The organism is Pseudomonas sp. Irchel 3H3, from assembly GCF_900187635.1.
Lineage (GTDB): Bacteria > Pseudomonadota > Gammaproteobacteria > Pseudomonadales > Pseudomonadaceae > Aquipseudomonas.
The window spans coordinates 153,181-178,579 of the sequence record NZ_FYEC01000005.1; the positions used below are offsets into that span (position 1 = coordinate 153,181).

The window sequence follows — 25,399 nt, forward strand, 5'->3', positions numbered from 1 at the left end:
GGGGGTATCCAGCCAAGTTACCAATCCCTGTTGTAAAAAAAAGTTACAAATACTGACGCCTGTCATTGAGCCTTGGCGCGTGGGCGCGATTCAATGCTGGAAGGGTCGCCTGCGATTGAGCATAGCTTGATGGATCTGGGAGGGCGGCAAAGGTTCGCAGTACCTTGCCGGACCATTGTTGCGAAAGGGCTTTTTCTGCAGATACAAAAAAGGCCACTCTTTCGAGTAGCCTTTTTTGATGTTTGGTTGCGGGAGCCGGATTTGAACCGACGACCTTCGGGTTATGAGCCCGACGAGCTACCAGACTGCTCCATCCCGCGTCTGTGTGGCGGCATTCTACAGAGGAACGCAGGGGTGTCAACCGTTAATCGTGGATTGGGTCAAATAAACGTAAATTGCCCTGGAAAGACGCGGGGGCTGCACTTAAGTGTCAGAAGCATAACGAGAATTTGTCGCGTCTCGGTTATGCCTTCAAAGGTTGTGGGCAAAAACACCCACGCACAAAAAAGGCCACTCTTTCGAGTAGCCTTTTTTGATGTTTGGTTGCGGGAGCCGGATTTGAACCGACGACCTTCGGGTTATGAGCCCGACGAGCTACCAGACTGCTCCATCCCGCGTCTGTGTGTCGGCATTCTACAGAGGATCGCTGGGGTGTCAACCGCTAACTGAGAAAAATCTGTTCCTGTTCAAGCGCTTAGCGCTTATGCGGGAGATGCCTGGAGGGCTGCAGGGCTTGCCCCGTAAGGCTCTCAGCTCTATTGAAGGTCTGATTTCGATTAATAAATTAAATCCATCCTGGCGCTATTGCCTGCTGTAACAGAAGATTAAAAGCACTGGTGCTATATACAGGTGTCAGTGAGATACTGGTGATCTGACTGATATTTGTCCTTTTTCCTTCAGCGAACACCGCCTTTTATGACTCAACGCAAAATCATTCACGTCGACTGTGACTGCTTTTATGCAGCCATCGAGATGCGTGACGACCCAACGCTGGCCAGTAAACCGCTGGCGGTGGGTGGTTCCGCGGATCGGCGGGGGGTGATTGCGACCTGCAACTATGAAGCCCGGGCCTATGGCGTACGGTCGGCAATGTCTTCGCGCCATGCGTTGAAGCTGTGTCCGGACCTGGTCATCGTCAAGCCGCGCATGGACGCTTACCGCGAGGCATCCAAGGAGATCCAGGCGATCTTTCGCGATTACACCGACCTGATCGAGCCGTTGTCGCTGGATGAGGCTTACCTGGATGTGTCCGACTGTGGGCATTTTGCCGGCAGCGCCACGCGGATTGCCCAGGACATCCGCCGGCGCGTCTCCAATCAGTTGCACATCACGGTGTCGGCCGGGGTGGCGCCAAACAAGTTTTTAGCAAAAATCGCCAGCGACTGGAAAAAGCCCAACGGACTGTTCGTGATCACGCCGGATCAGGTCGAAGATTTTGTCTCACAGTTACCAGTGAGCAAGTTGCATGGCGTCGGTAAGGTCACGGCGGACAAGCTGGCGCGCCTGGGTATCGTCGATTGCCTGCAACTGCGCGAGTGGAACAAGCTGGCGCTGGTGCGCGAATTTGGCAGTTTTGGCGAGCGCTTATGGAGTCTGGCTCGTGGGATTGATGAGCGGGCGGTGCAAAACGACAGTCGCCGGCAATCGGTGAGCGTGGAGAATACCTACGATGTCGACCTGCCCGACCTGGTCAGTTGCCTGGACAAGCTGCCCGAGCTGCTGGAAAGCCTGAATGGACGCATGGCGCGCATCGACAGCAGTTACCGTCCGGGCAAGCCGTTCGTGAAGGTCAAGTTCCATGACTTTACCCAGACCACCCTGGAACAGGCTGGGGCAGGGCGTGACCTGGGCAGTTATCAGCTGTTGCTGACTCAGGCGTTCAATCGGGGTGGCAAGCCGGTGCGGTTGTTGGGGATTGGCGTGCGATTGCAGGATTTGCGCGGTGGGTTCGAGCAGTTGGACCTGTTCGGGCGCTAGAAAGTAGTCGCGGGCAGGGCTTGCCCGCGAACATTTGCGGTACTAATTGACGCCCGGATCCGCCACCAGGCGCCCGGCATCCTTGGTCAGCGACTTGAGGAACTCACTCTGCAACTCGGGATCGTTGCGGGTCAGTTCGATCAGGCTCTGCTCCAATTCGCTGGCCTCTTCTTCCAGGCCCAGTTCCGACAGGCGCTTGACCCGGTGCACCCACTGGCTCACTTCATCATCTTCGAGGTCGTCGTAAATCAGTTCGTGGGCTTCCAGCAGCTTGCCGCGCAAATTGCCGCTGATGGCCAGCGAGGAATCGCTGTGCACGTCATCCTGGGCGTCTGCGACAGAGATCTGCAGCTTGCTGATGCGGCTCAGGTCATGTTCGGAGAACGGACTGTCCAGCAGGTTCAAGCGCAGCACGCCATTGCGGTCGGTGGTGAGCTCGAAGGTCTGCTTGCCGGTCTTGACCTCTACCGGGCGTTCGCTCCAGGGCAGGCTTGAGTATTCCGTGCGTTTTTCCCGCTCGACTTCATCAATGCCCGCCAGGTTCTGTTGCGCCCGACCGTGGGACTGCACGTTCATGAACGGGTTGAGCCCGGCAAAACCGTAGCTGATCCAGTCCTTGGTGACGCTGTCCGGCAGGTTGCCGAGGGCAAACACGTTGACCACGTTGGCGCCGACGCCTGCCACCACTGCGACCGCGCCCAGCGGAATCTCATAGACCTCCCGCCAGGGTTGGTAAGGCGTGTAGCGGTCGTAGCGCCGGGTGACTTCGAACTCGGTGACTTCGAAGGTCTTCTGTTCATGAATCCGCACTCGGCGTTGCGGCAGCTCAAGCACCTTAGGCTCACCGACATCGATCTGCAGGCTGTGATCGAGCAGTTTGCGCTCGATACGTTCCTCGTGCTCGCTGCGCTGTGACATTTGATTGGCACAGCCGCTGAGCAGCAGGGTGCTGCACAGGGCAGCACCACCGAGGCTTAAGGTGTTTCGCTTGAACATGACTTCTCTATCTGGTGTCAGCGGCGGATGCGAGCCTGAAGGAACGACAGTACGTCAGCGACCGGCAGCGCTTGCGGCTCGGCCTCGGTACGGCTCTTGTATTCCAGGTTGCCTTCGGCGAGGCCGCGATCACTGACCACGATCCGGTGAGGAATGCCGATCAGCTCCATGTCCGCGAACTTGATGCCCGGGCTGGTTTTCTTGTCGCGATCGTCCAGCAGCACTTCGAAGCCGGCCGCAGTCAGTTCTGCGTAGAGCTTGTCGGTGGCTTCGCGTACCAGTTCGGTTTCGTAGCGCAGCGGTACCAGGGCAATCTGGAATGGCGCGAGGGTGTCGCTCCAGATGATGCCTTTTTCGTCGTTGCCCTGCTCGATGGCAGCTGCGACCACGCGGGACACGCCAATGCCGTAGCAACCCATTTCCAGGGTCACCGGCTTGCCGTTCTCGCCCAGCACTTCGCACTTCATCGCTTTGCTGTACTTGTTGCCCAGCTGGAAGATGTGCCCGACTTCGATGCCGCGCTTGATTTCCAGGGTGCCTTTGCCGTCCGGGCTTGGATCGCCGGCCACGACGTTGCGCAGGTCGGCCACGGTTGGAACCGGCAGGTCGCGCTCCCAGTTGACGCCGAAGTAGTGCTTGTCGTCGATGTTGGCACCGATACCGAAGTCGCTCATCAGCTCCACCGAGCGGTCGATGATGATCGGCAGCGGCAGGTTCAATGGGCCCAGGGAGCCAGCGCCGGCGCCGATGGCGTCACGCAGTTCGGCGTCGCCGGCCATGACCAGCGGGCTGGCAACGCCAGGCTGGTTAGCGGCCTTGATCTCGTTGAGTTCGTGGTCGCCACGGATGACCAGGGCAACCAGCTTGCCGGCTTCTTCGGCGTGCACGATCAGGGTCTTGATGGTCTTTTCAATCGGCAGATTGAATTTTTCCACCAGTGCCGCGATGGTCTTGGTCTCTGGTGTATCCACCAGGCGCAGCTCTTCGCTTGGCGCAGGACGGGAGGTTTCCCGTGGCACGGCTTCGGCTTTTTCGATATTGGCTGCGTAGTCGGAGCCGTTGCTGAAGACGATGTCGTCTTCGCCGGATTCGGCCAGAACGTGGAACTCGTGGGAACCGGCGCCACCGATCGAGCCGTTGTCCGCCTCGACTGGACGGAATTTCAGGCCCAGGCGCGTGAACACGTTGCAGTAAGCCTGGTGCATGCGGTCATAGGTGACCTGCAGCGAAGGCTGGTCGGCGTGGAAGGAGTAGGCGTCCTTCATGATGAATTCGCGGCCGCGCATCAAACCGAAGCGTGGGCGGATTTCATCGCGGAATTTGGTCTGGATCTGGAACAGGTTGATTGGCAGCTGTTTATAGCTGCTCAACTCGTTGCGCATCAGATCGGTGATCACTTCTTCGTGGGTCGGACCGGCGCAGAAATCGCGGCCATGGCGATCCTTGAAGCGCAGCAGCTCAGGGCCGTATTCTTCCCAACGCCCGGATTCCTGCCACAGCTCAGCCGGTTGAGTGCTCGGCATCAACACTTCAAGAGAGCCGGCGGCGTTCATTTCTTCGCGAACGACCGCTTCTACCTTGCGCATTACCCGCAGGCCCATGGGGAGCCAGGTGTACAGGCCCGAGGCGAGTTTGCGGATCATGCCGGCGCGCAGCATCAGCTGATGGCTGATGACGACCGCATCGGAAGGCGTTTCTTTCTGTGTGGCGAGCAAAAATTGACTGGTGCGCATGGTAGGCCGTTGTCGGTTGCTGAAGACTAGAAATGACGGAGCATTGTACGGGCGAGATGTGCTGGCGTACAGGCGTGCGGTCCGTGGTGTCGCCCTGAGGCGGGGAAAGCCCCGCACCCCGGGCGTTTGTCAGGATTCTTCGAGGGTGCTGGTGTTCGTCACGGGCCCAGGTGTCGGGGTCGGACCTTCGCGCCGGCTTTCCTGGAACCAGTGTATGGCGATCAGGATCAGCGTCGGCACGCCGAGCAGGGCGGTGATGATGAAGAAGTCGTGATAGCCGAATTTTTCCACCATGACCCCGGTATAACCGCCGATCAGGCGCGGCAGCAGGAGCATGATCGAGCTCAGCAGGGCGTATTGGGTGGCGGAGAACTTCAGGTTGGTAAGGCTCGACAGATAGGCCACGAAGGCCGACGTCGCAAGGCCCGAGCTGAAGTTGTCGAGCGAAATGGTGGCAATCAGCATCTGCAGGTTGGCGCCCATGTCGGCGAGCATCACGAACAGGATATTGGTGCCGGCCGACGCCGCGCCGCCGATGAACAGTATGGGCAGGATGCCGAAGCGCACGATCAGCAGGCCGCCCATGCCGGCACCCACCAGGGTCATGATCAGGCCGAATATCTTGCTGACACCGGCGATCTGGTCCTTGGTGAAGCCCAGGTCGATGTAGAACACGTTGGCCATGACGCCCATCACCGTATCGGACATCCGATAGGTAGCAATCAGCCCCAGCAGCAGGAATGCCTGCCAGCGATAGCGCATGACGAAGTCGTTGATTGGCGTCAGAACTGGCGCCAGGCCCCGGCGGCCCATGGTCGACAGGCACATGCCGGTGAGGGTGATGTAGAGAATGGCGCGCAGGAAGGCGCGGTCTTCGAGCAGCAAGTCGAGCAGGCTGGTGTCGCCGAACAGCACGCTGGCAAAGTCAGTGTTGTAGAGCTGGGTGCACATCGCCGGTACCGAGACCAGCAACACAATCAGCACGAACACCGATGCCAGTTGGTGGACAAAACTGTAGCGTCCGGCGGACAGCTGGGTGCGCAAGGGTACGGGCGGTTCGCGCATGAACAGGCTGGTCAGCAACGCCGGGACCATCAACAGGCCAAACAGCACGTAGGTGCCGGTCCAGGCCGAGTGCTGGTAATTGAAGCCGGTGGAGCCAAAACCTTCGGCAAAGAACAGTGCGCCGGCAGTTGCCAGCAGGGCGGCCACCCGATAGCCGGACATATAGCTGGCAGCGAGGGCAGCCTGGCGCGTGTCGTCGGCGATTTCCAGGCGGTAGGCGTCGACGGCAATATCTTGGGTGGCCGAGGCGAAAGCCACCACCACCGCGATCGCGATCAGCCAGGACAGGTGTTTTTGCGGGTCGCAGAAGCCCATGCCGATCAGGCCGAGAATCACCAAAGCTTGGGACAGCACCAACCAGGAGCGACGACGGCCGAGCTTGCCGAGCAAGGGCAGGCGCCATTGGTCGAGCAGCGGCGACCACACCCATTTGAAGGCGTAGGCCAAGCCGATCAGGCTGGCATAGCCAATGGTTTCGCGGGCCACACCGGCCTCGCGCAGCCAGACGGAAAGCGTCGAAAATACCAGCATGTAGGGCAGGCCGGCGGCGAAACCCAGCAGCAACAGCACGAGCGTCGAGGGGCTGGCATAAGCGGCGAGCGCGGCGCGCCAGGTTTTACGGGGCATGGGCTGGAGTCTGCCTCAAAATTGCGGAAACAAAGCGCGCACTCTAACCGCTGTGCTCTACCGGACGCCAGCCATGGCGCTGAATATCAACACGATTGTTCTGGATACTGATGCCCTCGGCTCGCAAGCGCGCGCGTTGTTCGTCGCCCGAGGGGGTGCCAACGGCCAGGCTGATACGTCCGCCTGCGCCGAGCACGCGGTGCCAGGGCAGTTTACTGTCGCCGGGCAATTGGCTCAGGGTGCGCCCGACCCAGCGCGCAGCCCGACCCAGGCCGGCCAGTTCGGCGAGTTGGCCGTAACTCACTACCTTGCCTTCGGGCACTTGGGCCAGGGTGAGGTAGAGTGCCGTTCGGCGGATTTGTGCCGGGTCCTGAGGTTGGTTCTCACAGTCGCTCACGTGTTGGGTTCCTTGACGGGCAGGCGCTGTACCGCTGGTAGAGTAAAGCGCCGATCACGCAATGATAAGTGAACTCATCACAAATACCCCGGTCAGTCCTTGCTCAGGCTTTCTCTATAGGGATAATGCCGCCTTTTTTTCGCGAACCTGAGGCTTGTCCTTGTTTATGCCGTCCAGAATTCTGCTCTGCCTCGCCGCTATCAGTGCCTGCGCTCCTGCACTCGGCGACACCGTCTGGTTAAAGAATGGCGATCGCCTGAGTGGCAAGATCAAACTCTTTGACGGCGGCAAACTGCTGATCCAGACCGAATACGCCGGAGCCATCCCGATCGACTGGAAACAGGTCAAGACCCTGGAAAGTGACCAGGAGCTGCTGGTCAAGCAGGATGCCTACACTGGTGAAAAAGCCAAGTCCCTGCAGGCGGCCGATGAGGGCAAGGTCACCTTGGCCAATGGCGAAACCCCCAAGACCGTCGAATTGGCGAGTATCCAGCAGATTCTCAAGCCTAAGCCGGTGGTCGAGGATCTGGTGTGGAAGGGCAATGTCGATGTCGCCCTGGATTATCAGCGGGCGGAAAATGACACCGACGACTATGACGTGGATTTCAAGACTTCCGCCCGACATGGCAAATGGCGTCATACCGCAGAAGGTGAATACAACCGCGAGTTCCAGGATGAGGTAGTGACTACCGACAACTGGCGGGCCGAGTACTCCCTTGACCGCTTCATTACCGATCAATGGTTCTGGCAGGGGCGTTTGACCTACAAGCGCGACAAGGTCGAGGATCTCTCCCGCCAGCGCACGGTCGGTACCGGTCCTGGCTACCAGTTCTGGGATGACGAACTGGGTGCGTTCTCCCTCGGCTCACTGCTGAACCGCACCGACTACGAATATTCGGATGGCGGCAAAGACAACTTCTATTCGCTGGCGATGAAGTGGGATTACAACCGTTACCTGATCGGCAAGTCGGTGGAGTTCTTCACCAATGGTGAAGTCGGCAAGCCGCTGTCGGGCGTCGCCGACTTTGCCCTCGATGCCGAGCTGGGCTTGCGTTACAAGGTCACGGACTGGGCATCGCTCAACCTCAAGGCCGAGCGCGATATCATCAGCGGTTCCGATGATGCCGACTTCAGCAAGACCCGTTACACCGCAGGCTTTGGGGTGACCTGGTAACGCCCAGTCACCTGGCTGGGCGCCGCAAGCAGGCGCCACAAGCAGGCACAAAATCTACAGGCACAAAAAAGCCCCGCTTTTGAGGGCGGGGCTTTTTTTACTAAATCAGTACAAGTTAGATAACTTGAACTTCTTCAGCTTGCATGCCTTTCTGACCGCGGGTAGCGATGAAAGAAACCTGTTGGCCTTCTTTCAGGCTTTTGAAGCCGTCGGATTGGATAGCTTTGAAGTGAACGAACAGGTCGTCACCGGATTGTGGAGTGATGAAGCCGAAGCCTTTTTCATCGTTGAACCACTTAACGGTACCGGTTTGGCGATTAGACATGGTGTAACTCCTTGAACAAAGATAACTGCGACTCAGGAAGAACCCTGGCCGAGACTGAGTGCAAAGAGCAGGAAAAATTCTTGTAGATGGTTGGATCGAAATTCAACATATCGTGTAGAGATTCTCAGTGACACAAGCAGCACAGTGGCGCCACCTTAACCCTTTTTCCGGAACGTGCCAATGGTCTTTGCGAAGGTTTATCTGTTTTCGTGACTGACGGTGCGCGTGATCGACGCGCGGTATCCGATATTAAAGGCGATCGGCGATTAATGCGTACCGGACTTTGAACCCGGCGGCGCGCCCCGGTAAGATGCCGGACAGAATTTTTCCACCTCGCTATTCAGGACACCCGCCATGAGCATCAAATCGGACAAGTGGATTCGCCGCATGGCGCAAGAGCACGGCATGATCGAGCCCTTCGTCGAGCGCCAGATGCGTGGCGAAGGCGCCGAACGACTGATTTCCTTCGGGGTGTCGAGCTATGGCTACGATGTGCGCTGCGCCGATGAGTTCAAGGTGTTCACCAACATCAACTCGGCCACCGTCGATCCGAAAAACTTTGATGAGAAGAGTTTCGTCGACGTCAAGAGCGATGTCTGCATCATCCCGCCGAACTCCTTCGCCCTGGCCCGTACCGTTGAGTTCTTCCGCATTCCGCGCAATGTCCTGACCATCTGCCTGGGCAAGAGCACTTACGCGCGCTGCGGCATCATCGTCAACGTCACGCCGCTGGAACCGGAGTGGGAAGGCCACGTGACCCTGGAATTCTCCAACACCACCACGCTGCCGGCGAAGATCTACGCCAACGAAGGCGTGGCGCAGATGTTGTTCTTCGAATCCGACGAAGAGTGCGAAGTCTCCTACAAAGACCGTGGTGGCAAGTATCAGGGCCAACGTGGCGTGACCCTGCCGCGCACCTGAGTCAGTCGTCCGGACAGACCGTGGGAATTCCTCGGCGAGCGTAGACTCTATGGAGTGTACTGCCCGGATCCGCGCAAGGCGGATCGGGCCATCGCCCAGGAGTGCCCAATGAAGATCGATCCACGCGTAAGTGCCGAACTGGCAAGGCTTGAGCCCAATCAGGTGGGTGTACTGGCCTGGTCGTTGTTAGCCCATCCGTCCGTCGCCCAGGCTGGCGGCATCCCCGGTCAGCCCGACCCGGACACCCCCAACGAACAACCCACCGAGCCCGGCGAACCGACCCTGCCGGACGAGCCACCTCCCGCACCAGTGGCCTGATTGGTCCGGCTCTTGGTGCATCACCAGTGAACTGTGGTGAGGGTTGACCGCTGTTCACTGGACGTTCATGCCTCGAAACAACTGTGTTCACCTTTGAAACCTATGGTCAGGTCTGCCGTGTTTTTATCGCGGCGGTGCTCCCCTGCGTGGCTTGAACAACGCTTGAGGCGAGCGGTTAGCCATAGTCGTGAAAAAGGAATTTCCAATGAGTTCAGTTCGATCGGGTCATTTCAGCGCTGACATCCATACCGCCAACGGCCTGCAGGCGTTTCGGATGACCGAGGGCCTGCGGTACTACGTGCGTCAAGGCGTGCATAGCCTCGAGGCGGTCAACGCTGCGGGGGAAGGCTTCTACCTGTATCTGCCAGACGATATCCAGACCGGCACGTACCAGCTCCAGGTCGGGTTACCTTCGGTCATCCATGTGACGGGCGGCGGCGAAGCGGAGTTGTACCCCTTGGGCAGCCTGACGTTGACGGTTGACGGGGATGGGCAGTTTGCCGGTACCTTCAGCGGCACGGATGCCGATGGCATCCGCATCGAAAATGGCAGCTTCAGGCTGGAGTACCAGGCTTAAGCCGGGGCAAAGGAGCGCAGTGGGAGCCAGCGCTCCCACTGACCGCTACTTCAGGTTGCCACTGAGGAACTGCTTGAGCCGTTCACTTCGGGGATTGCCCAGTACATCCTCGGGCGTGCCTTGTTCTTCCACCAGGCCCTGGTGCAGGAACAACACCTGGTTGGACACCTTGCGCGCAAAGCTCATTTCATGGGTGACCATGATCATGGTCCGGCCTTCTTCGGCCAGCCCCTGGATCACCCTGAGCACTTCACCCACCAACTCCGGGTCCAGGGCGGAGGTCGGTTCATCGAACAGCATGACTTCCGGCTCCATCGCCAGTGCACGGGCAATGGCCACCCGCTGCTGCTGGCCGCCGGAGAGGAATGCCGGGTACTGGTCCGCCACACGGGCAGCCAGGCCTACCTTGTCGAGGTAGCGGCGCGCGCGGTCCTCAGCGTCTTTTTTACTCACCCCCAGCACCCGGCGCGGAGCCATGCTGATGTTTTCCAGCACAGTCATGTGGCTCCACAGGTTGAAGTGCTGGAAAACCATGGCCAGGCGGGTACGGATGCGTTGCAGCTCGGCTTCGTCGGCGACCCGCATGCCGTGGTGGTCCTTGATCATGCGGATTGCCTGGCCATCGAGGCTCATGGCGCCGTCGTTGGGGGTTTCGAGAAAGTTGATGCAGCGCAAAAAGGTACTCTTGCCCGAGCCGCTGGCGCCGATCAAGCTGATCACGTCGCCCGTCCTGGCCTTGAGCGACACACCCTTGAGGACTTCATGGCTGCCGTAGCTTTTGTGCAGGCCTTCGATGGTCAATTTGTACATGGAGTGAACATCCTCAAGGCGAAAGTAGGTAGCCGGTTCGATAGGCCTCAAGGCCCGCCACGTGGGCGATCACCATGCCAGCGGTGGCCATGCGGCGGGTCGAGCGGGCATACAGCAGGCCCTCGTTGGTGCAATGGACCGGCGTGACCCGGTCGCTGATCGGATCGATGATCTCGGCGATCAATTGCCCGGCCTGCAGGTACTCTCCCGGTAGCACGCAGTACACCAGCAAGCCACCGACCGGAGTCGCGACCGGCTCCACCGCCGCCAGTGGCGTGGCCGGGTAGGGCAGGTCCGGCAGGGGTTGGATTCGGCCGTCGATGGCGCCAAAGTGCGTCAGGTAGTCGATCAAGGCCTGGCAATCGAGGCTGGCCAGTGGGTGGTTGACGTCGCCCTGGCCACGCAATTCCAGGGTCACCGAGAAGCTGCCAGAGGGTATTGGGAAGTGTTCGCCGAAGCGCTCTTGCAACTGCCACCATACCAGGGTGAAGCACTCATCGAATGACTGGCCGCCGGAGTCAGTGGCCAGCAGGCTGGCCTCGGCGCCGATGTAGCGCGCCAGCGGTTCGACCTGGGGCCAGGCCTGGGGCGTGGTGTACAGGTGGGTGACGGCTTCGAAGTCACAGTGCAGGTCCAGCACCATGTCGGCATCGCAGGCCAGGGTCTGCAGCACCAGGCGCTGGGACTGCAGTTGCGTGGCGGCACTTTGGCGCAGCAATGCCTGACGCAAAGTCCGGCGCACCAGTGCCAGGTTGTGCTGCGGATCCTGGTTGAGCTGGCCTTCGATTTCGTGACCGATCGTTTCGCCGAGGTCGACAAACCAACGGTTGAAATTCTGCCCGCTTTCCAGCTCGTAGCGACCCAGGGGCACGTCCATCAACACCTGTTCGAGGCCAATCGGGTTGGCCACCGGTACCAGCACGATCTCGCTGAGCAGGCGGCCCTCGGCTTCGAGTTGGGCCAGGCGTTGCTTGAGGTGCCAGGCCACCAGCATGCCCGGCAGTTCGTCGGCATGCAGTGAGGACTGGATGTAGACCTTGCCCTGGGCCTGTGTCGGGCCAAAGTGGAAGCTGTGGATCTGGCGTGCGGTGCCCGGCAGCGGGGCAAGCAAGTCATGAATCTGGTGGCGCATGTGCGTGAGTGTCCTGCAACGTGAGAGCTAGTGAGTTGGACCGAGAAATGCCAGCCAGCGGCGTTCGGCAACCCGGAACAGACCGACCAGGGCAAAGGTTACGGCCAGGTAGATCAACGCGGCGATGCCGAACGACTGGAATGTCAGGAAGGTTGCCGAGTTGGCGTCCCGCGCGACTTTCAGGATGTCCGGGATGGTCGCGGTGAAGGCCACGGTGGTGGAGTGCAGCATCAGGATCACTTCGTTGCTGTAGTAGGGCAACGAACGGCGCAGGGCCGAAGGCATGATCACGTAGGCATACAGCTTCCAGCCCGTCAGGCCATAGGCCTTGGCAGCCTCGACTTCGCCGTGGTTCATGCTGCGAATCGCCCCGGCGAAAATCTCCGTGGTGTAGGCGCAGGTGTTCAGGGCGAAGGCCAGGATCGTGCAGTTCATCGCGTCGCGAAAGAACGCATCGAGCACCGGTTGCGCGCGGATCGCGGCGAGGCTGTAGATCCCCGTGTAGCAGATCAGCAACTGGATATACAGCGGCGTGCCACGGAACAGGTAGGTGTAGAACTGCACCGGCCAGCGGATGTAGAAATGCGGTGAAACCCGGGCAATCGACAGCGGGATCGACACCAGGAAACCGATGCAGATCGAGGCGCTGAGCAGCCACATCGTCATCGCCAGGCCGGTGATGTGGTAGCCGTCGCTGTACAGGAACGGGCGCCAGTACTCTTGCAGAAGTTCGATCATCGTACGGCCTCCCGGGCACCTGCGGCATAACGCCGTTCCAGCCAGCGCAGGACAACGTTCGACGCGCTGGTGATCAGCAGGTAGATCAGCGCTGCCAGCACCAGGAAGTAAAACAGCTGGTAGGTACTTTTACCGGCATCCTGGGCGGCCTTGACCAGGTCGGCCAGGCCGATGATCGACACCAGTGCAGTCGCCTTGAGCATCACCATCCAGTTGTTACCGATACCCGGCAAGGCGAAGCGCATCATCTGCGGGAAGACCACGTAGCGAAAACGCTGGCCGCGCTTGAGGCCGTAAGCGGTGGCGGCTTCAACCTGGCCGCGGGGCACGGCGAGGATCGCGCCACGGAAGGTTTCGGTGAAATAGGCACCGTAGATAAAGCCCAGGGTGATGACCCCGGCGCTGAACGGGTTGATCTCGATGTATTCCCATTCCAACAGGTCGGTCAGGGACGTCAGCCAGGTTTGCAGGCTGTAGAAAATCAGCAGCATCAGCACCAGGTCCGGCACCCCACGAATCAACGTGGTGTAGCACTGCGCGGGTATGCGCAGCAGTCTGGAGGCTGAGAGTTTGGCGCTGGCGCCCAGGAGGCCGAGTAACACGGCCACCAGCAGCGACAGTACCGATAATTGGATGGTCATCCAGGTGCCTTGCATCAGCAGGGGGCCGAAGCCTTTCAAGCTGAAGGCTGAGAGCCCCAGGTTTTGTAGGAGTTGTTCAAACATGAAGTCAGCAACCTGATAGCGAAAAAAAGGCGCCCATCACGAGGATGGGCGCCGGGCATTATTTGCCGCTGTACAGATTCAGATCACCAAAGTGTTTCTTTTGAATGGTGGCGTAGGTGCCATCATCGTGTAACGCTTTGATACCTTTATCGAGAAGGGCCTTCAGCTCTTTGTTACCTTTCGAGATACCGACAGCGGTCTTGGCTGGCAACAGTGGACTGTCAACGGGTTTGCTGACTTCATAGTCGGCGCCTTGTGGCGACTTCAAGAAGCCCAGTTCGGCTTGCAGCATGTCCTGGATCGACGCGTCGAGACGCCCGGAAATCAGGTCGGCGTAGACCTGGTCCTGGTTGGCGTAGGCCTTGGTCTTGACCCCGGCCTTGTCCAGCACGGCCTTGGCATACGCTTCCTGGATGGTGCCTTGCTCGTAGCCGACAGCCTTGTCCTTGAGCGATGCGGTATCGGCGGTCAGCCCAGAACCTTTTTTGAACACGAATGAAGTGGGGCCGGAGAACAGCTCGCTGGAGAAGTCGATAACCTTCTCGCGGGCCTCGGTAACGGTCATCGAAGAGATTACACCGTCGAATTTATTGGCCTTGAGGCCAGGGATCATGCCGTCGAAATCGCTTTCGACCCATTTGCATTTGACCTTCAGCTCGGCGCAGATCGCATTGCCCAGATCGATATCGAAGCCAACCAGGCTGCCGTCCGCTGCTTTGGATTCGAACGGCGCGTAGGAGGGGTCAACACCAAATCGCAACTCTTTGTATTCTTTGGCCAGCGCGGAACCCGCGGCCATGCACAACGCCAGTGCAGAAAGGGTCAGCAATGCTTTTTTCATTATTCAATCCCTAAGAACCAATATGAGCGCTTGTGGCGCAGAATTATTGTTACTGGAAAGCGTAAGACCTTATGAAAGTAGCAATTTCCGAACCAGAGTCCCGAACAAGCGTTTTAAAAGATGATTCAACAAAAGTCCTGGGCAGATTCGCGCCCAAAAATGGGCGCGAAGGATTGACTGCACCAGCATGGAGCCTGGGCTGACTGAGCCGGTGTGCCCCAGGCACCGGTCCCCGCGAGTTTACTTTCCGGGCACCAGGGTCAGGCGCGTCTTGCCATAGACCTTGTCGAAGTTCTGCGGCTGCATCGGCAGGCTCTGGTACTGGCCCTTGAGCCACGGTTCGATACCGTTCAGGTAGCTGGGACTGGCCGGATTACCGGACTGACCACTGCCGTTCTGCGCCTGCAACGGTTCTGCCTGAGCGAAGTCGACGATAAAGCGCATCGCCGGTGCCAGCGTGACGTTGAAGTCCTGGCCCCAGGTGTAGGCGGACATGTTCAGGGTGGTGTGATCGCCACCGGCGGACATAGGCGCGCGCACAGTCTGGCCGCGCACGTCCTTCCATTCGTAGTGGTGCAGTTTTCCCCATTGCCAGGCTTTGCGGTCACCGCCCATCTGGCTTTCGCCAGCAGAAATGGCGGCGGCCAGGCTACGGGCAAGGATCGCCGGCTTGTCTTCCTTTTGCGGGGTGCGGGCGTCATCCCAGAACGGGCTGTCTTCGCGGCCGAGCAAATGGTCAGCCTGCGCCGAGTAGGACAACTTGCCGCTGGCAACAAAAGCTTTCCAGGCCGGGCTGTTCTGCGGCCCCAATTCGTCGAGGAAGATCTGCTGCATGCTGGCCTGCAGGAACAACTCGTAGATCGCCGCGTCAGTCGAGGTCGCACTGAGCTTGCCGTCAAAGGCCATCAGGCGGCTGTAGGCCTCGCGTGCCTTGCCAGCCTCGGCGGCGGGCAGGGCGGCGATGGCTGTTTTGAGCGGTGCCGACATGCCGGGCGACTCGAACATTTTTTTCAGTTTGCTGGCAAACAGGCTGGTCTGGTCGTATTGCATGGCGATCATGCTGCGATTGTCGTGCTTACCGCTCCCTGCCAGTTCGGCGATGCGCTCGCCGCGCTCGGGTGCGGCCCATGAATTGGACAGCTGCATGCCGTAACCGTGAGGAATCACCCGCTGGTTGGCGGTGCCGAGCCAGCCTTGCACCGGGTCCTGATCATACGGATGGAGCATCGGGTCGGCGTAGCCGTCCCAGTCGTAGCGGCCTTCCCAGCCGGGGGATGGCAGCAAGCCTTCGCCTTCGCGACGGTTGGGGAAGCGGCCGGTAACCTGCCAGCCGATGTTGCGAGCGTCGGCAAACACCATGTTCAGGGCAATCGCGCGGATTTCGCGGCTGGCGTCCGAGGCTTTTTCCACATTCTGCGCGCGGGTCAGGTCGAAGAACGCGTCCAGGCTCTTGTCGTCGGTCAAATTGGGTTGCTGCAAGGCCAGGCCGAAGCCATTACCCAGCGCAGTGCCTTGGGCGCTGTTGAGCAAGGCGCCGTGGCGGGTTTCGTACACGGCTTCGCGAATCGGTCGCTGGCCTTTGATGAAGTAGGTTTCGTTGCGCACCATCACTGGCTGCCATTTACCCGCAACTTCGTAGCTCAGGCCGTTGCCCTGGCGCTTGAGTTTTTCCAGGAACAGGTCCTGGTTGTCGCCCAGCACCGCCGTCATGCTCCAAGCCACTTGGCCGTTGAAACCGGCCAGGACCATTGGCAAGCCGGCGATGGAAACGCCGGCTGCCTGGTATTTCGGGGCACGAATCTGCACGAAGCTCCACAGCGACGGCACGCCGAGCGGCAATTGGCTGTCGCTGGCCAGCAGGCTTTTACCGCTGCGGCTGCGTTGTGGGGCGATCGCCCAGTTGTTCGATGCCGTGCCGCCGAGCATGTTCAACGTGCCCAGTTGCTCGCCAGCGTTAGCCACTTCGGCAAGGCCTGGGATCGTACCGTTGAGCTTGATGCCCTGGAGTTTGTCGGTTTCCGCCAACGGCAGTTTTTCGTCCGGATAGGACGGCGACAGCCATGCCAGCTTGTCCTGGGTGACGGTTTGCGCCATGACCAGCGCGGAAATTTCCTGCGGCAGGTTGGCTGACTGGCTGAAGTTCAGCAGGCAGAAAATCAGCGCCGAGTCTTCCGGTTTCCAGTACTCCGGTTGGTAACCGGTGGCAGCCAGGTCTGCTGGCAGCTTGTCGCGATAGCGGAACAGGTAAGCGTTGACCCCGCGCGCATAGACTTCAAAGAAGCGCTTGAGGCGAGGCGAGGAGGCTTTATAGAGTTCGTCGGCGCTTTTCTTCAGGTTCACGGCGCGCATGTAGCGGTCGGCGTCGAGCATCTGAGGGCCCGACATTTGCGCCAGGCGGCCCTGGGCCAGCAACCGCATGCTGACCATCTGGTAGATGCGATCAGTGGCGTGCACATAACCGAGGGTGAACAAGGCATCGTGGAAGGTGCTGCTTTCGATCAGCGGCATACCCATGGCATTGCGTCGCACGGAGACGTTTTGCGCCAGCCCTTTGAGCGGTTGCACACCGGAGGTGGGCGGTAGCGTGTCCTGGGCATTCCAGGTCTGGCATCCGCCAAGACTGAGCACACTGGTGACTGCTGCGGCAACGCCGAACCGGGGAAGAAAAGATGTAAAGGCTGGCGAGGCCATGGCAAAGCTCCGTACCAAGAAAGGCGCTACGTTAGTGAGCGACCGAGGGCCGCGCAAGCAGGGGCCGAGCTTATTTGAGGGTTTGTCGGATAAATCACGGATTTTTCGACCATAGGCCTGTTTGGCTGCCGTAAATGACGGTATTGAAGGGGGGTATTGGGTAATTGGCAGAGGGAAATAGCGCCATGCAACTGCAGATAAATGCCACCTTGATCCTGATCGATCAGCAAAAAGGAATCCATCAGCCCCGGCTCGGGCCGCGCAACAACCCTCAGGCCGAGGAACGCATTGCCGAGTTGCTCGAGCAGTGGCGCGCCAGGTCGTGGCCAGTGATCCACGTGCAGCACCTGTCCCGCTCGCCGGAATCGGTGTTCTGGCCGCAACAGTCGGGCGTGGAATTTCAGCAGCGGTTCATGCCCTTGGCGGGTGAACCGGTGATCCAGAAGCAGGTGCCAGATGCGTTCTGCGCAACCGGGCTGGCAGAGGATTTACAGCGAGGGGGAGTCAGCCAGTTGATTATCGTTGGCGTGGCGACGAATAACTCGGTGGAGGCCACTGCACGAACTGCCGGCAACCTGGGGTATGAAACCTGGGTGGTGGAGGACGCCTGCTACACCTTCGACAAGCAGGACTATTTTGGCCAGTGGCATTGCGCGCAGCAGGTGCATGCCATGTCGCTGGGTAATTTGCAGGGCGAGTACGCAACGGTGGTGACTGCCCGCGACATCCTGATGGCGAGCCGCATCGGGTAATTGTGGGAGCGCCGTCCGGCTTGCTCCCACACGCCTTGGAGCTAGCGCATCAGGCGCCGTGGCACTTCTTGAATTTCTTGCCGTTGCCGCATGGGCAAGGGTCGTTGCGGCCAACATCTTTCAAGGCGTTACGCACCGGTTCCTGGTGAGCGTGGCCGCAGTTTGGGCCGTGCACATGGCCATGGTCGTGATCATGGTGTTCGTGATGGTCATGATCGTGGTTGCAGTCAGGGCCATGGACGTGGGGTTGCTGGGTCATCAGGGTTACTCCGGAATAAAATCGCCGGGAATTATCTCGCCATAACGCGAAAGGTGCACGTCTTTGCCGAACAATAATCCGGTTTGCAGGGTTCCCTCCAGGCGGTACGGGATGGGCTGCTCGGGTTTTTTCAGCAACTTGACCACTTCCCGCAGGTGCTGCCACAGGTTCGTGCGGATCGGCACTTGGAAATACCCACTGCTCTTGGGGTCGACGCTGAACCACTGATCACTCTCGCCCTCGGTCAGCAGGAACTGGCTCAAGTGAATGCGGTATTCCAGGCCACGGACCGTCAGGCTGGAGTCATTGGGATTGTCGACGCGAAAGTACAGCATGAACTTCTGGTCAAGCAGCCGGGCTCGGACCACCTCGACCTTGAGCAGGTGGACCTGAGGCTCAAGCTCATCGTCGCTGAACCAGGACACGCAACCACTGAGACTCAGCAGCAAAAGCAGGCTGATGCAGTGCAGGGCGCGGCGCTGGTTGAGCATGGTCTGGCTCCCTTTACCCGCTGTACAGGTTCAGTCCCCTAGGCGAAGTACCCGGCACAGCACTTCTTGAACTTCTGCCCGCTGGCACACGGGCAGGCGTCATTGCGTCCGGCCTTGAGCGGTACGGTCGGGTCAATGAAGTACCAGTGCCCGGCGTTCTGTACGAAAGAAGAACGTTCACGGTGACTGTGTTCGCCGTCGCTGTCATGCCAGCGCGCAGTAAAGGTGACGAAGGCGTGTTCAGGTTGGCCGCCGAATACTTCCGAGCTTTCCACTTCCAGGCCTAGCCAGGTGCTCTGGGCGCTCCAGGCGCTGATCGACTGGCGGTCCAGGCCTGATTGCTGGGCAGGTAGGGTGGTTGCCACCAGGTAGTCGATCAGGCCTAGCACGTAGGCGCTGTAGCGCGAGCGCATCAAGGCTTCGGCGCATGGCGCGGGGTGCCCGGCATGGTAATGCCCGCAACAGGCATCGAGTGGCGTGCCGCTGCCGCAAGGGCAGATGGATGTACTCATTGTGTTACCACCAGTATTTTCCGAAATTCTCTGGATTGGCCCAGAACCGTGAGTTGAGCCAGTCAGGTACTTGTTTGTAGTCAAGCAGATCATAGGTGAACAGGGTCAATACTTGTTCGTCGCGCTGGAAACGTTCGCTGGCTTGCAGGGCCAGGGAGAAGAAGTCGGTGTCCTGCCAGCCGCAGGCACCCAGGTCGGCGAGGACCACGATGCGACTGGCGTTGAGGTTGCGGATCCCGCCGAGCAGGTTCAGGCCGTCGCGCTTGGGCAAATGCTCCAGGCAGTCGAGGGCTAGGGCCAGGTCGAAGCGCTGCGCAGCCAGGTCCGGCGGCAGTGGGCCAGGTGCGACCTGGGCAACGATGGTGTCGGGGTGCGCCAGCTTGAACGCCTGCAGTGCCGGAAAGTCACTGGCACCGATCAGCAGCAGCCGCTTGGGCGCATAACGATCGAGCAAGGCGGCGAGCGCCTGCTGGGGAGTACGCAAAGAAATAGCGGCGGTCATCAAGGATCCTCAATCAGAACTGCCAAGACTAGCCTGCCCGAACGCTCGGGCCTAGAGCGGGTTTGCACTGGATGTTGCGATCGCCCGTAAATACGCGATGAAGCCAGGATGGCCTATTGCTGGCGGATATTAAAACTCGGGTCTTTACTGCTTGAATCGGTCGTACGCCGATCCCTCAGGAGAAAACTCGATGAGCATAGTTCGGACAGCATTACCCTTGGTTCTGCTAACCAGTGTGTTGACTGGTTGCGCAGGTTTGCAGAAAACCGACTGGCCGACCTGTGCGGCGGTGGGCGGCGTGGTCGGTGCGGGTCTCGGCGCGACGAAAAGTTCGGCATGGGCCGGCGGTGGCGCGCTGTTCGTAGGTGGATTGGCAGCCGCTTATTGCTGGGTGCATGGCGACGGTGATGAAGATGGCGACGGCGTGCTGGACAGTCGTGACAAGTGCCCGGGCACACCAAAAGGCGTGCAGGTCGATGCCAATGGCTGCCCACCACCTGAGCCGGTGGTTGAAGAAGTGGTGGTGGTCAAAGAGGAAACCATCGTCATTCGTGATGTGCACTTCCAGTTCGACTCAGCGAAGTTGACCGAAGCCGACAAAACCAAGCTGGAAACCATTGCCTCCCGACTGAAACAGGAAGCCGCTACAGCGCAACTGACCGTCACCGGGCATACCGACAGCGTGGGCAGCGATGCCTATAACGAGAAGCTCTCGGATAAACGTGCGCATTCGGTGGTTGAGTACCTGATTGAAGAAGGTGTGCCACGTGCCAGCTTCGTGTCGGTACAAGGTGCCGGTGAAAGCCAGCCAGTGGCCGACAACAAAACCGCTGACGGGCGTGCCATGAACCGTCGTACCGAAATCAAAATCAACCGCTAGTCCCTCTCGCATCCGCGGCTTGTGCAGTCGCGGATGCGGGTCTTTACTCCTGAGTGACCGGTATGGGCCGGTAACACAGGAGCATTCACCATGAGTCTTCGTGCGCGGACCGTGATACCGGTACTACTGTTCGGCAGCCTGTTGACAGGTTGCGCCACCCACAGCGACGGCACTGCCCCCCTCAATCAACGTACCTGGCCGATCTGCAGCCTTATCGGCGGCCTGGTGGGCGGTGGCCTGGGCGCGATTGAAAGTGGTGGTTGGGCGGCAGGTGGGGCGGCACTCGGTTTGTTGACGGGAGGCTTGATCTGTTACGCGCAGGATGGCGATGAGGACGAAGACGGGGTCTTCGATCGTCGCGATCATTGCCCGGATACCCCGGCCAATACCCCGGTCGACAACAGGGGGTGTCCGATTCCCCAGTACCCGGCCACCGTCAAGCCGGTCGAACCGCAAAGTGAAGTGATCACCCTGAGTGACCAGGGAGAGGTGTTGTTCGCCTTCGATTCCGCGCAATTGACTCCAGCGGCCCAGGAACAATTGGTGGGGTTGATGGATAAACTGAAAAACGCCGACGTACTGAGTATCAAGGTGGTCGGGCATACCGATAGCCAGGGAACAGACGCCTACAACCAGGCGCTCTCCGAACGGCGCGCCAGCAGTGTCGCCGCCTTCCTGCTGGAGCAGGGGTTGACGCCGGACAAACTCACCAGCCAGGGCATGGGCGAAAGCCAGCCTGTGGCCGACAACGCCAGCGAAGAAGGGCGGGCGAAAAACCGTCGGGTTGAACTGGTGATCGGTCGCTGATCGACGGCTGCCGGATGGTCGATCCTCGTCGATCCGGCAGCTAAACAGCCCGGCGCGCAAGAATTTTCACGGACCTCTGGCGCATCCCTCGTGGAAGTCGTTACTGTGCGCGCAAAGAATAATGAAGCACGGGGGAGCGTATGAAAGTGTTTTGGGGGCTGGGCAAGTGTTTGACCCTGATGTTCTGGCTGGTGGTGCTGGTCAATCTTGTGGAACCGCTAATCAACCCGATTGATCTGCTGGTCAATCTGGCGGCCAGCCTGTTGCTGCTGACCCACCTGTTGGAAGTGCTGCTGGTGCACCGCAACCTCAAGGGCCGCCCTCACCCGTGGCGTGATCGCCTGCAAATCCTCCTGTTTGGCATTTTTCACCTGCGGACCCTGTCTGCCCCTACGTCTGGGGAGCATCGCCATGCGTAAACTCTGTTTGCTTGCCGCACTGGTAAGCCCACTGGCCACGGCGCAGGTGGTCAGTGTTGAAAGTCATTCGCTGATGCGTCTGCCCAATACCACCAGCACCCTGCAGCTGGAGCGTCTGGACGTTGCGGACTATGGCACCTTGCTGATCCCCTCGAACGTTACTGAGTTGGACGTGGGTCAGTTACGCCTGGGGCGCGAGGCGCGGATTGCGATTGTTCCCAGTGAGCAGGTCCTGCAGTTGAAGGTCGGGCATGCCCAGCTTGCCAGTGGTAGCCAGATTACTTCCCGTGGTGCGCCGGGTACTTACCTCAAGGCCGCTCGCGGCGGGCGTAACCTGAATTTGCGGATTGCGTCGTTGAGCGCGCCCGAGTTGTCGGTGGATGCGCGCGGTGGCGCTGGCGCCCCGGGTTATGTGGGGCTCGATGGGGCCAACGGTCAGGAGCCCGGTTGCACCTGGGGCGAGGCTGGCCGTGGTGCCGATGGGGATAACGGGGGGGATGGTCGTGCTGGTGCGCCAGGGGCTTTGGTGCGTCTGGAGTTGCCACGTGATTATCCAGAGCAGCAGATCAAGGTGCAGGTTGAGGGTGGCGCCGGAGGGGTGCCGGGGGCAGGAGGTAAGCCTGGTGCGGGGGGCAAGGCCAAGGGGTGTCTGGTTTATCGTGCCGATGGTGGTAAGAGCGGGCGGCCTGGGGTGGCGGGGCAGCCAGGGGTAGAGGGAGCGGCTGGGGCTGTTAGTTTGCAGCGGCTGTAGGGAGTGATTGGGGTTTTGTCGGGGGATGCGGGATCTGCAAGTACCGCAAATTACTGTAGGAGCGGGCTTGCCCGCGATGACGACCTGCGCCACATGATCAATCTCGGCAATCCCCTGTAGCAGCTGCCGAGCCCGCGAGGCTGCGTTCGAGGACGCAGTCCTCGCCCCAGCGGCCTCGAGATTAAAAGCTTCAGACGAGCTAACGCTCGGCCGGTTGCGCGGTGGTCGCTGGGGGCGGCGGGCTCTGTGTCTTTAAAATGTCGGGCGCGCCGCCGCAATTGCGACCAGCACCAATCCTACAATCAAATTGATTCCCACCAGGCGCCGTATCCCGCCCAAGGTGGCGGCGCCGGTCGGCCAGTCTTCGGCCAGGACGGCCTTGCGTAGCTCGGGCAGTTGCAGTGCTTGAATACGAATGAACAATGCAGTCATCACCAGGTACAGGCCCATCATGATCTGCACGTAGCGTGGTGCGGTTTCGAAGCCGTTGAAGCGCAGGTGGATCAGGCCGACGCCGCTGATCGGCAGGATCAGCACGGCAATCCAGACCCAGAGAAAAAAGCGCGGGAACACTTCCACCCACAATTTAAGGCGGGCCGGGCCCTCGAGGGCCTTTACGGCAGCGGGGCGCAGGACCATCCAGGCGAAAAACATGCCGCCGACCCACACCAGGGCTGCCAGTGTGTGCAGGCTATAAATGAAGGCGAAAAGTGTCATTGGGGTACTCCGTTCTGCGCGGGATTAATTAGCGGGGTATGATAGCGGCCGATCCGAACCACTGAAAATTTATCCAGCGTTTTTTGCGCCCGACAATCCATGATCAGCACTGAACTCAAAACCACGATCCAGGGCGCTTATTCGCGTTTTCTCGAAGCCAAGAGCCTTAAGCCGCGCTACGGCCAGCGCCTGATGATCGCCGAAATTGCCAAAGTCCTGGGTGACATCGACACCGACGACGAAGGCCGGCGCAGTGGCGACCCCGCGATTGTCGCGGTGGAAGCCGGTACCGGTACCGGCAAGACCGTGGCCTACAGCCTGGCGGCGATTCCCACTGCCAAGGCCGCCGGCAAGCGCCTGGTGATTGCCACCGCCACCGTCGCCCTGCAAGAGCAGATCGTCTACAAGGACCTGCCGGACCTGATGCGCAACAGCGGGCTGAATTTCAGCTTTGCCCTGGCCAAGGGCCGGGGTCGCTACATGTGCCTGTCCAAGCTCGACATGCTGCTGCAAGAAGGCCACGCGCAAACCGCCACGGCCCAGCTGTTCGAGGAAGAAGGCTTCAAGATCGAGGTCGATGAGGCCAGTCAGAAGCTGTTCACCAGCATGATCGAGAAACTCGCCGGCAATAAGTGGGACGGCGACCGCGACAGTTGGTCCACCGCCCTGGAAGATGCCGACTGGGCGCGCCTGACCACCGACCACAGCCAGTGCACCAACCGCCATTGCCCCAATTTTGGTCAGTGCGCCTTTTACAAGGCGCGCGAAGGCATGGGCAAGGTCGATGTGATTGTCACTAACCACGACATGGTCCTCGCCGACCTGGCCCTGGGTGGCGGTGCCGTGCTGCCGGACCCGCGTGACACCATCTATGTGTTTGACGAAGGCCACCACCTGCCGGACAAGGCCATCGGCCACTTCGCCCATTACACGCGCCTGCGCTCCACCGCCGACTGGCTGGAAACCACCGCCAAGAATCTCACCAAGTTGCTCGCCCAGCACCCGTTGCCCGGCGACTTGGGCAAGCTGATCGAGCAAGTGCCGGAGTTGGCGCGTGAGATCAAGACCCAGCAGCAGTTCATGTTCAGTGCCTGCGAGCAAGTAGCCGACTTCAAGCCCGGCGAAGACGTCGAAGGCCGTGAGCGCCCGCGTCATCGGTTTGTCGGTGGGGTGATTCCCGAGCACATGCGCGAGATGGGCATCGAACTGAAGAAGGGCTTTGCCCGCCTTACCGATGTCTTCACCCGGCTCACGGAGCTGCTCAAGGAAGGTATGGACGGGGAGGTCAACATTGGTATCGCCAGCAACCAGGCGGAAGAATGGTACCCGCTGTTTGGCAGCCTGCTGTCTCGCTCCCAGGGCAACTGGGAATTGTGGACCGCCTTTACCGCCGAAGACCCGGAAGACAACCCGCCCATGGCGCGCTGGCTGACCTTGGCCGAAAGCGGTTCGCTGTTCGATATCGAGGTCAATGCCAGCCCGATCCTGGCTGCGGAAATGCTCCGGCGCAACCTCTGGAATATCGCCTACGGTGCCTTGGTGACCTCGGCCACCCTGACCGCCCTCGGCACCTTCGACCGCTTCCGTATGCGTGCCGGCCTGCCGAAAAAAGCCGTGACGGCGGTCGTGCCGAGCCCGTTTCACCATGCCGATGCCGGTGTGCTGCGGGTTCCCGACCTGCGTGCCGACCCGCGTGACGCCCCGGCGCACACTGCGGCGATCATCCGCGACCTGCCGGAACTGGTGGAAGGCTCGCGTGGCACCCTGGTGCTGTTTTCCTCGCGCAAACAGATGCAGGACGTGTTCGACGGCCTCGACCGCGACTGGCGCAAGCAAGTGTTCATTCAAGGCAACCTGTCGAAGCAGGAAACCCTGAACAAGCACAAGGCGCGGGTCGATGGTGGCGACTCCAGCGTGCTGTTCGGCCTGGCCAGTTTTGCCGAAGGTGTCGACTTACCGGGGGCCTATTGCGAGCACGTGGTGATCGCCAAGATCCCGTTCTCGGTTCCCGATGACCCGGTGGAAGCCGCACTGGCCGAATGGATCGAAGCGCGGGGCGGCAACCCGTTCATGGAAATCTCTGTGCCGGACGCCTCGCTCAAGCTGGTCCAGGCTTGCGGTCGCCTGCTGCGCACCGAAGAAGACCGCGGCACCATCACCTTGCTTGACCGGCGCCTGGTCACGCAGCGTTACGGAAAGGCGATCCTCAACGCCTTGCCACCGTTCCGTCGCGAAATATCTTGAGACAGGGTGGGCGGAAAC

At 60.1% G+C, this 25,399-nt stretch carries 27 protein-coding genes and 2 tRNA genes; 11 read left to right on the plus strand and 18 right to left on the minus strand.

Annotated elements, in window-relative coordinates:
• Positions 1-243: 243 nt before the first annotated feature.
• Positions 244-320: transfer RNA gene (locus tag CKW24_RS08290), tRNA-Met, on the minus strand.
• A 220-nt stretch (positions 321-540) separates the two neighbouring features.
• Positions 541-617: transfer RNA gene (locus tag CKW24_RS08295), tRNA-Met, on the minus strand.
• Positions 618-915: 298 nt separating this feature from the next.
• Here CKW24_RS08295 and dinB point away from each other — a divergent pair.
• The gene (gene dinB / locus CKW24_RS08300; protein ID WP_095166900.1) at positions 916-1,977 is read left to right on the plus strand and encodes a DNA polymerase IV; all 1,062 of its coding nucleotides are present in this window, start codon (positions 916-918) and stop codon (positions 1,975-1,977) included.
• Between the two features lie 42 nt (positions 1,978-2,019).
• Here dinB and CKW24_RS08305 read toward each other — a convergent pair whose 3' ends face one another.
• From CKW24_RS08305 to CKW24_RS08320, 4 genes are all read right to left on the minus strand, one after another.
• Positions 2,020-2,973, minus strand: coding sequence for a hypothetical protein (locus CKW24_RS08305; RefSeq protein WP_095166902.1), 954 nt, complete (start codon positions 2,971-2,973; stop codon positions 2,020-2,022).
• A 17-nt stretch (positions 2,974-2,990) separates the two neighbouring features.
• Positions 2,991-4,706: a proline--tRNA ligase gene (locus CKW24_RS08310; protein WP_095166915.1), complete on the minus strand. Its 1,716-nt coding sequence runs from the start codon at positions 4,704-4,706 to the stop codon at positions 2,991-2,993.
• 129 nt (positions 4,707-4,835) lie between these two features.
• Positions 4,836-6,398: an AmpG family muropeptide MFS transporter gene (locus CKW24_RS08315; protein ID WP_095166917.1), complete on the minus strand. Its 1,563-nt coding sequence runs from the start codon at positions 6,396-6,398 to the stop codon at positions 4,836-4,838.
• Positions 6,399-6,441: 43 nt separating this feature from the next.
• Positions 6,442-6,795 carry an MGMT family protein gene (locus tag CKW24_RS08320; protein WP_095166919.1) on the minus strand — a complete coding sequence of 118 codons (354 nt, stop codon included), beginning with the start codon at positions 6,793-6,795 and terminating at the stop codon, positions 6,442-6,444.
• A 166-nt stretch (positions 6,796-6,961) separates the two neighbouring features.
• Here CKW24_RS08320 and CKW24_RS08325 point away from each other — a divergent pair, with 166 nt between their 5' ends.
• Positions 6,962-7,969: a DUF481 domain-containing protein gene (locus CKW24_RS08325; protein WP_095166921.1), complete on the plus strand. Its 1,008-nt coding sequence runs from the start codon at positions 6,962-6,964 to the stop codon at positions 7,967-7,969.
• 115 nt (positions 7,970-8,084) lie between these two features.
• Here CKW24_RS08325 and CKW24_RS08330 read toward each other — a convergent pair whose 3' ends face one another.
• Positions 8,085-8,294, minus strand: coding sequence for a cold-shock protein (locus tag CKW24_RS08330; protein ID WP_002554837.1), 210 nt, complete (start codon positions 8,292-8,294; stop codon positions 8,085-8,087).
• A gap of 354 nt (positions 8,295-8,648) precedes the next feature.
• Here CKW24_RS08330 and dcd point away from each other — a divergent pair, with 354 nt between their 5' ends.
• The 3 genes from dcd (at position 8,649) to CKW24_RS08345 (ending at position 10,110) form a co-directional block, all read left to right on the plus strand.
• The gene (gene dcd / locus CKW24_RS08335; protein WP_003219273.1) at positions 8,649-9,215 is read left to right on the plus strand and encodes a dCTP deaminase; all 567 of its coding nucleotides are present in this window, start codon (positions 8,649-8,651) and stop codon (positions 9,213-9,215) included.
• Between the two features lie 108 nt (positions 9,216-9,323).
• The gene (locus tag CKW24_RS08340) at positions 9,324-9,533 is read left to right on the plus strand and encodes a hypothetical protein (protein WP_095166923.1); all 210 of its coding nucleotides are present in this window, start codon (positions 9,324-9,326) and stop codon (positions 9,531-9,533) included.
• Positions 9,534-9,738: 205 nt separating this feature from the next.
• On the plus strand, positions 9,739-10,110 hold the full coding sequence (locus tag CKW24_RS08345) for a hypothetical protein (protein WP_095166925.1): 372 nt from the start codon (positions 9,739-9,741) through the stop codon (positions 10,108-10,110).
• Positions 10,111-10,155: 45 nt separating this feature from the next.
• Here the strand turns inward: CKW24_RS08345 and CKW24_RS08350 are convergent, their stop codons facing one another.
• The 6 genes from CKW24_RS08350 to CKW24_RS08375 all read right to left on the minus strand — a co-directional run bounded on the left by CKW24_RS08350 (position 10,156) and on the right by CKW24_RS08375 (position 17,047).
• Positions 10,156-10,920, minus strand: a complete 765-nt coding sequence (locus tag CKW24_RS08350; RefSeq protein ID WP_095166927.1) for an ABC transporter ATP-binding protein — start codon at positions 10,918-10,920, stop codon at positions 10,156-10,158.
• Between the two features lie 13 nt (positions 10,921-10,933).
• On the minus strand, positions 10,934-12,052 hold the full coding sequence (locus CKW24_RS08355; RefSeq protein ID WP_095166929.1) for a succinylglutamate desuccinylase/aspartoacylase family protein: 1,119 nt from the start codon (positions 12,050-12,052) through the stop codon (positions 10,934-10,936).
• A 27-nt stretch (positions 12,053-12,079) separates the two neighbouring features.
• Positions 12,080-12,790, minus strand: a complete 711-nt coding sequence (locus tag CKW24_RS08360) for an ABC transporter permease (RefSeq protein ID WP_095166931.1) — start codon at positions 12,788-12,790, stop codon at positions 12,080-12,082.
• Positions 12,787-13,515 (minus strand): ABC transporter permease, encoded by a 729-nt coding sequence (locus CKW24_RS08365; protein ID WP_095166933.1) that lies wholly within the window; start codon positions 13,513-13,515, stop codon positions 12,787-12,789. The genes CKW24_RS08360 and CKW24_RS08365 overlap by 4 nt, the downstream gene beginning before the upstream one ends.
• 58 nt (positions 13,516-13,573) lie before the next feature.
• On the minus strand, positions 13,574-14,356 hold the full coding sequence (locus tag CKW24_RS08370; RefSeq protein ID WP_095166935.1) for a transporter substrate-binding domain-containing protein: 783 nt from the start codon (positions 14,354-14,356) through the stop codon (positions 13,574-13,576).
• 240 nt (positions 14,357-14,596) lie between these two features.
• On the minus strand, positions 14,597-17,047 hold the full coding sequence (locus CKW24_RS08375) for a penicillin acylase family protein (RefSeq protein ID WP_095166937.1): 2,451 nt from the start codon (positions 17,045-17,047) through the stop codon (positions 14,597-14,599).
• Positions 17,048-17,232: 185 nt separating this feature from the next.
• Here CKW24_RS08375 and CKW24_RS08380 point away from each other — a divergent pair, with 185 nt between their 5' ends.
• On the plus strand, positions 17,233-17,799 hold the full coding sequence (locus CKW24_RS08380; protein WP_095166939.1) for a cysteine hydrolase family protein: 567 nt from the start codon (positions 17,233-17,235) through the stop codon (positions 17,797-17,799).
• 49 nt (positions 17,800-17,848) lie between these two features.
• On the opposite strand, the gene CKW24_RS08385 is transcribed toward CKW24_RS08380, so the two are convergent.
• From CKW24_RS08385 to CKW24_RS08400, 4 genes are read right to left on the minus strand one after another with little or no spacing between them, the layout of a single operon-like run.
• Complete coding sequence (locus CKW24_RS08385) at positions 17,849-18,058, minus strand: SEC-C metal-binding domain-containing protein (protein ID WP_064676164.1); 210 nt, start codon at positions 18,056-18,058, stop codon at positions 17,849-17,851.
• Between the two features lie 5 nt (positions 18,059-18,063).
• Positions 18,064-18,549 (minus strand): LEA type 2 family protein, encoded by a 486-nt coding sequence (locus tag CKW24_RS08390; RefSeq protein ID WP_095166941.1) that lies wholly within the window; start codon positions 18,547-18,549, stop codon positions 18,064-18,066.
• 38 nt (positions 18,550-18,587) lie between these two features.
• Positions 18,588-19,061 carry a YchJ family protein gene (locus tag CKW24_RS08395; protein WP_095166943.1) on the minus strand — a complete coding sequence of 158 codons (474 nt, stop codon included), beginning with the start codon at positions 19,059-19,061 and terminating at the stop codon, positions 18,588-18,590.
• Positions 19,062-19,065: 4 nt separating this feature from the next.
• Complete coding sequence (locus CKW24_RS08400; RefSeq protein ID WP_095166945.1) at positions 19,066-19,563, minus strand: DUF6231 family protein; 498 nt, start codon at positions 19,561-19,563, stop codon at positions 19,066-19,068.
• 190 nt (positions 19,564-19,753) lie between these two features.
• On the opposite strand from CKW24_RS08400, the gene CKW24_RS08405 reads away from it, so the two are divergent.
• From CKW24_RS08405 to CKW24_RS08420, 4 genes are all read left to right on the plus strand, one after another.
• Positions 19,754-20,443, plus strand: coding sequence for an OmpA family protein (locus tag CKW24_RS08405; protein WP_095166947.1), 690 nt, complete (start codon positions 19,754-19,756; stop codon positions 20,441-20,443).
• Between the two features lie 90 nt (positions 20,444-20,533).
• Positions 20,534-21,250, plus strand: coding sequence for an OmpA family protein (locus tag CKW24_RS08410; protein WP_095166949.1), 717 nt, complete (start codon positions 20,534-20,536; stop codon positions 21,248-21,250).
• A gap of 140 nt (positions 21,251-21,390) precedes the next feature.
• Complete coding sequence (locus tag CKW24_RS08415; protein WP_095166951.1) at positions 21,391-21,669, plus strand: DUF1145 domain-containing protein; 279 nt, start codon at positions 21,391-21,393, stop codon at positions 21,667-21,669.
• The gene (locus tag CKW24_RS08420) at positions 21,662-22,420 is read left to right on the plus strand and encodes a hypothetical protein (RefSeq protein ID WP_095166953.1); all 759 of its coding nucleotides are present in this window, start codon (positions 21,662-21,664) and stop codon (positions 22,418-22,420) included. The genes CKW24_RS08415 and CKW24_RS08420 overlap by 8 nt, the downstream gene beginning before the upstream one ends.
• A 252-nt stretch (positions 22,421-22,672) precedes the next feature.
• On the opposite strand, the gene CKW24_RS08425 is transcribed toward CKW24_RS08420, so the two are convergent.
• Positions 22,673-23,137, minus strand: a complete 465-nt coding sequence (locus CKW24_RS08425; RefSeq protein WP_095166955.1) for a CopD family protein — start codon at positions 23,135-23,137, stop codon at positions 22,673-22,675.
• A gap of 99 nt (positions 23,138-23,236) precedes the next feature.
• Between CKW24_RS08425 and dinG the strand changes: the two genes are divergently transcribed.
• Entirely contained in the window at positions 23,237-25,381 is a 2,145-nt protein-coding gene (dinG, locus tag CKW24_RS08430) for an ATP-dependent DNA helicase DinG (protein ID WP_095166957.1), read from the plus strand.
• Positions 25,382-25,399: the final 18 nt, after the last annotated feature.

Coding starts and splice junctions, on each gene's coding strand:
- dinG (WP_095166957.1), top strand. CDS start 23,237: ATGATCAGCACTGAACTCAAAACCACGATCCAGGGCGCTTATTCGCGT.
- CKW24_RS08390 (WP_095166941.1), bottom strand. CDS start 18,549: ATGCTCAACCAGCGCCGCGCCCTGCACTGCATCAGCCTGCTTTTGCTG.
- CKW24_RS08350 (WP_095166927.1), bottom strand. CDS start 10,920: ATGTACAAATTGACCATCGAAGGCCTGCACAAAAGCTACGGCAGCCAT.
- CKW24_RS08415 (WP_095166951.1), top strand. CDS start 21,391: ATGAAAGTGTTTTGGGGGCTGGGCAAGTGTTTGACCCTGATGTTCTGG.
- CKW24_RS08310 (WP_095166915.1), bottom strand. CDS start 4,706: ATGCGCACCAGTCAATTTTTGCTCGCCACACAGAAAGAAACGCCTTCC.
- CKW24_RS08375 (WP_095166937.1), bottom strand. CDS start 17,047: ATGGCCTCGCCAGCCTTTACATCTTTTCTTCCCCGGTTCGGCGTTGCC.
- CKW24_RS08380 (WP_095166939.1), top strand. CDS start 17,233: ATGCAACTGCAGATAAATGCCACCTTGATCCTGATCGATCAGCAAAAA.
- CKW24_RS08400 (WP_095166945.1), bottom strand. CDS start 19,563: ATGACCGCCGCTATTTCTTTGCGTACTCCCCAGCAGGCGCTCGCCGCC.
- CKW24_RS08360 (WP_095166931.1), bottom strand. CDS start 12,790: ATGATCGAACTTCTGCAAGAGTACTGGCGCCCGTTCCTGTACAGCGAC.
- CKW24_RS08305 (WP_095166902.1), bottom strand. CDS start 2,973: ATGTTCAAGCGAAACACCTTAAGCCTCGGTGGTGCTGCCCTGTGCAGC.
- CKW24_RS08345 (WP_095166925.1), top strand. CDS start 9,739: ATGAGTTCAGTTCGATCGGGTCATTTCAGCGCTGACATCCATACCGCC.
- CKW24_RS08330 (WP_002554837.1), bottom strand. CDS start 8,294: ATGTCTAATCGCCAAACCGGTACCGTTAAGTGGTTCAACGATGAAAAA.
- CKW24_RS08425 (WP_095166955.1), bottom strand. CDS start 23,137: ATGACACTTTTCGCCTTCATTTATAGCCTGCACACACTGGCAGCCCTG.
- CKW24_RS08340 (WP_095166923.1), top strand. CDS start 9,324: ATGAAGATCGATCCACGCGTAAGTGCCGAACTGGCAAGGCTTGAGCCC.
- dinB (WP_095166900.1), top strand. CDS start 916: ATGACTCAACGCAAAATCATTCACGTCGACTGTGACTGCTTTTATGCA.
- CKW24_RS08395 (WP_095166943.1), bottom strand. CDS start 19,061: ATGAGTACATCCATCTGCCCTTGCGGCAGCGGCACGCCACTCGATGCC.
- CKW24_RS08420 (WP_095166953.1), top strand. CDS start 21,662: ATGCGTAAACTCTGTTTGCTTGCCGCACTGGTAAGCCCACTGGCCACG.
- CKW24_RS08385 (WP_064676164.1), bottom strand. CDS start 18,058: ATGACCCAGCAACCCCACGTCCATGGCCCTGACTGCAACCACGATCAT.
- CKW24_RS08365 (WP_095166933.1), bottom strand. CDS start 13,515: ATGTTTGAACAACTCCTACAAAACCTGGGGCTCTCAGCCTTCAGCTTG.
- dcd (WP_003219273.1), top strand. CDS start 8,649: ATGAGCATCAAATCGGACAAGTGGATTCGCCGCATGGCGCAAGAGCAC.
- CKW24_RS08325 (WP_095166921.1), top strand. CDS start 6,962: ATGCCGTCCAGAATTCTGCTCTGCCTCGCCGCTATCAGTGCCTGCGCT.
- CKW24_RS08405 (WP_095166947.1), top strand. CDS start 19,754: ATGAGCATAGTTCGGACAGCATTACCCTTGGTTCTGCTAACCAGTGTG.
- CKW24_RS08370 (WP_095166935.1), bottom strand. CDS start 14,356: ATGAAAAAAGCATTGCTGACCCTTTCTGCACTGGCGTTGTGCATGGCC.
- CKW24_RS08355 (WP_095166929.1), bottom strand. CDS start 12,052: ATGCGCCACCAGATTCATGACTTGCTTGCCCCGCTGCCGGGCACCGCA.
- CKW24_RS08315 (WP_095166917.1), bottom strand. CDS start 6,398: ATGCCCCGTAAAACCTGGCGCGCCGCGCTCGCCGCTTATGCCAGCCCC.
- CKW24_RS08410 (WP_095166949.1), top strand. CDS start 20,534: ATGAGTCTTCGTGCGCGGACCGTGATACCGGTACTACTGTTCGGCAGC.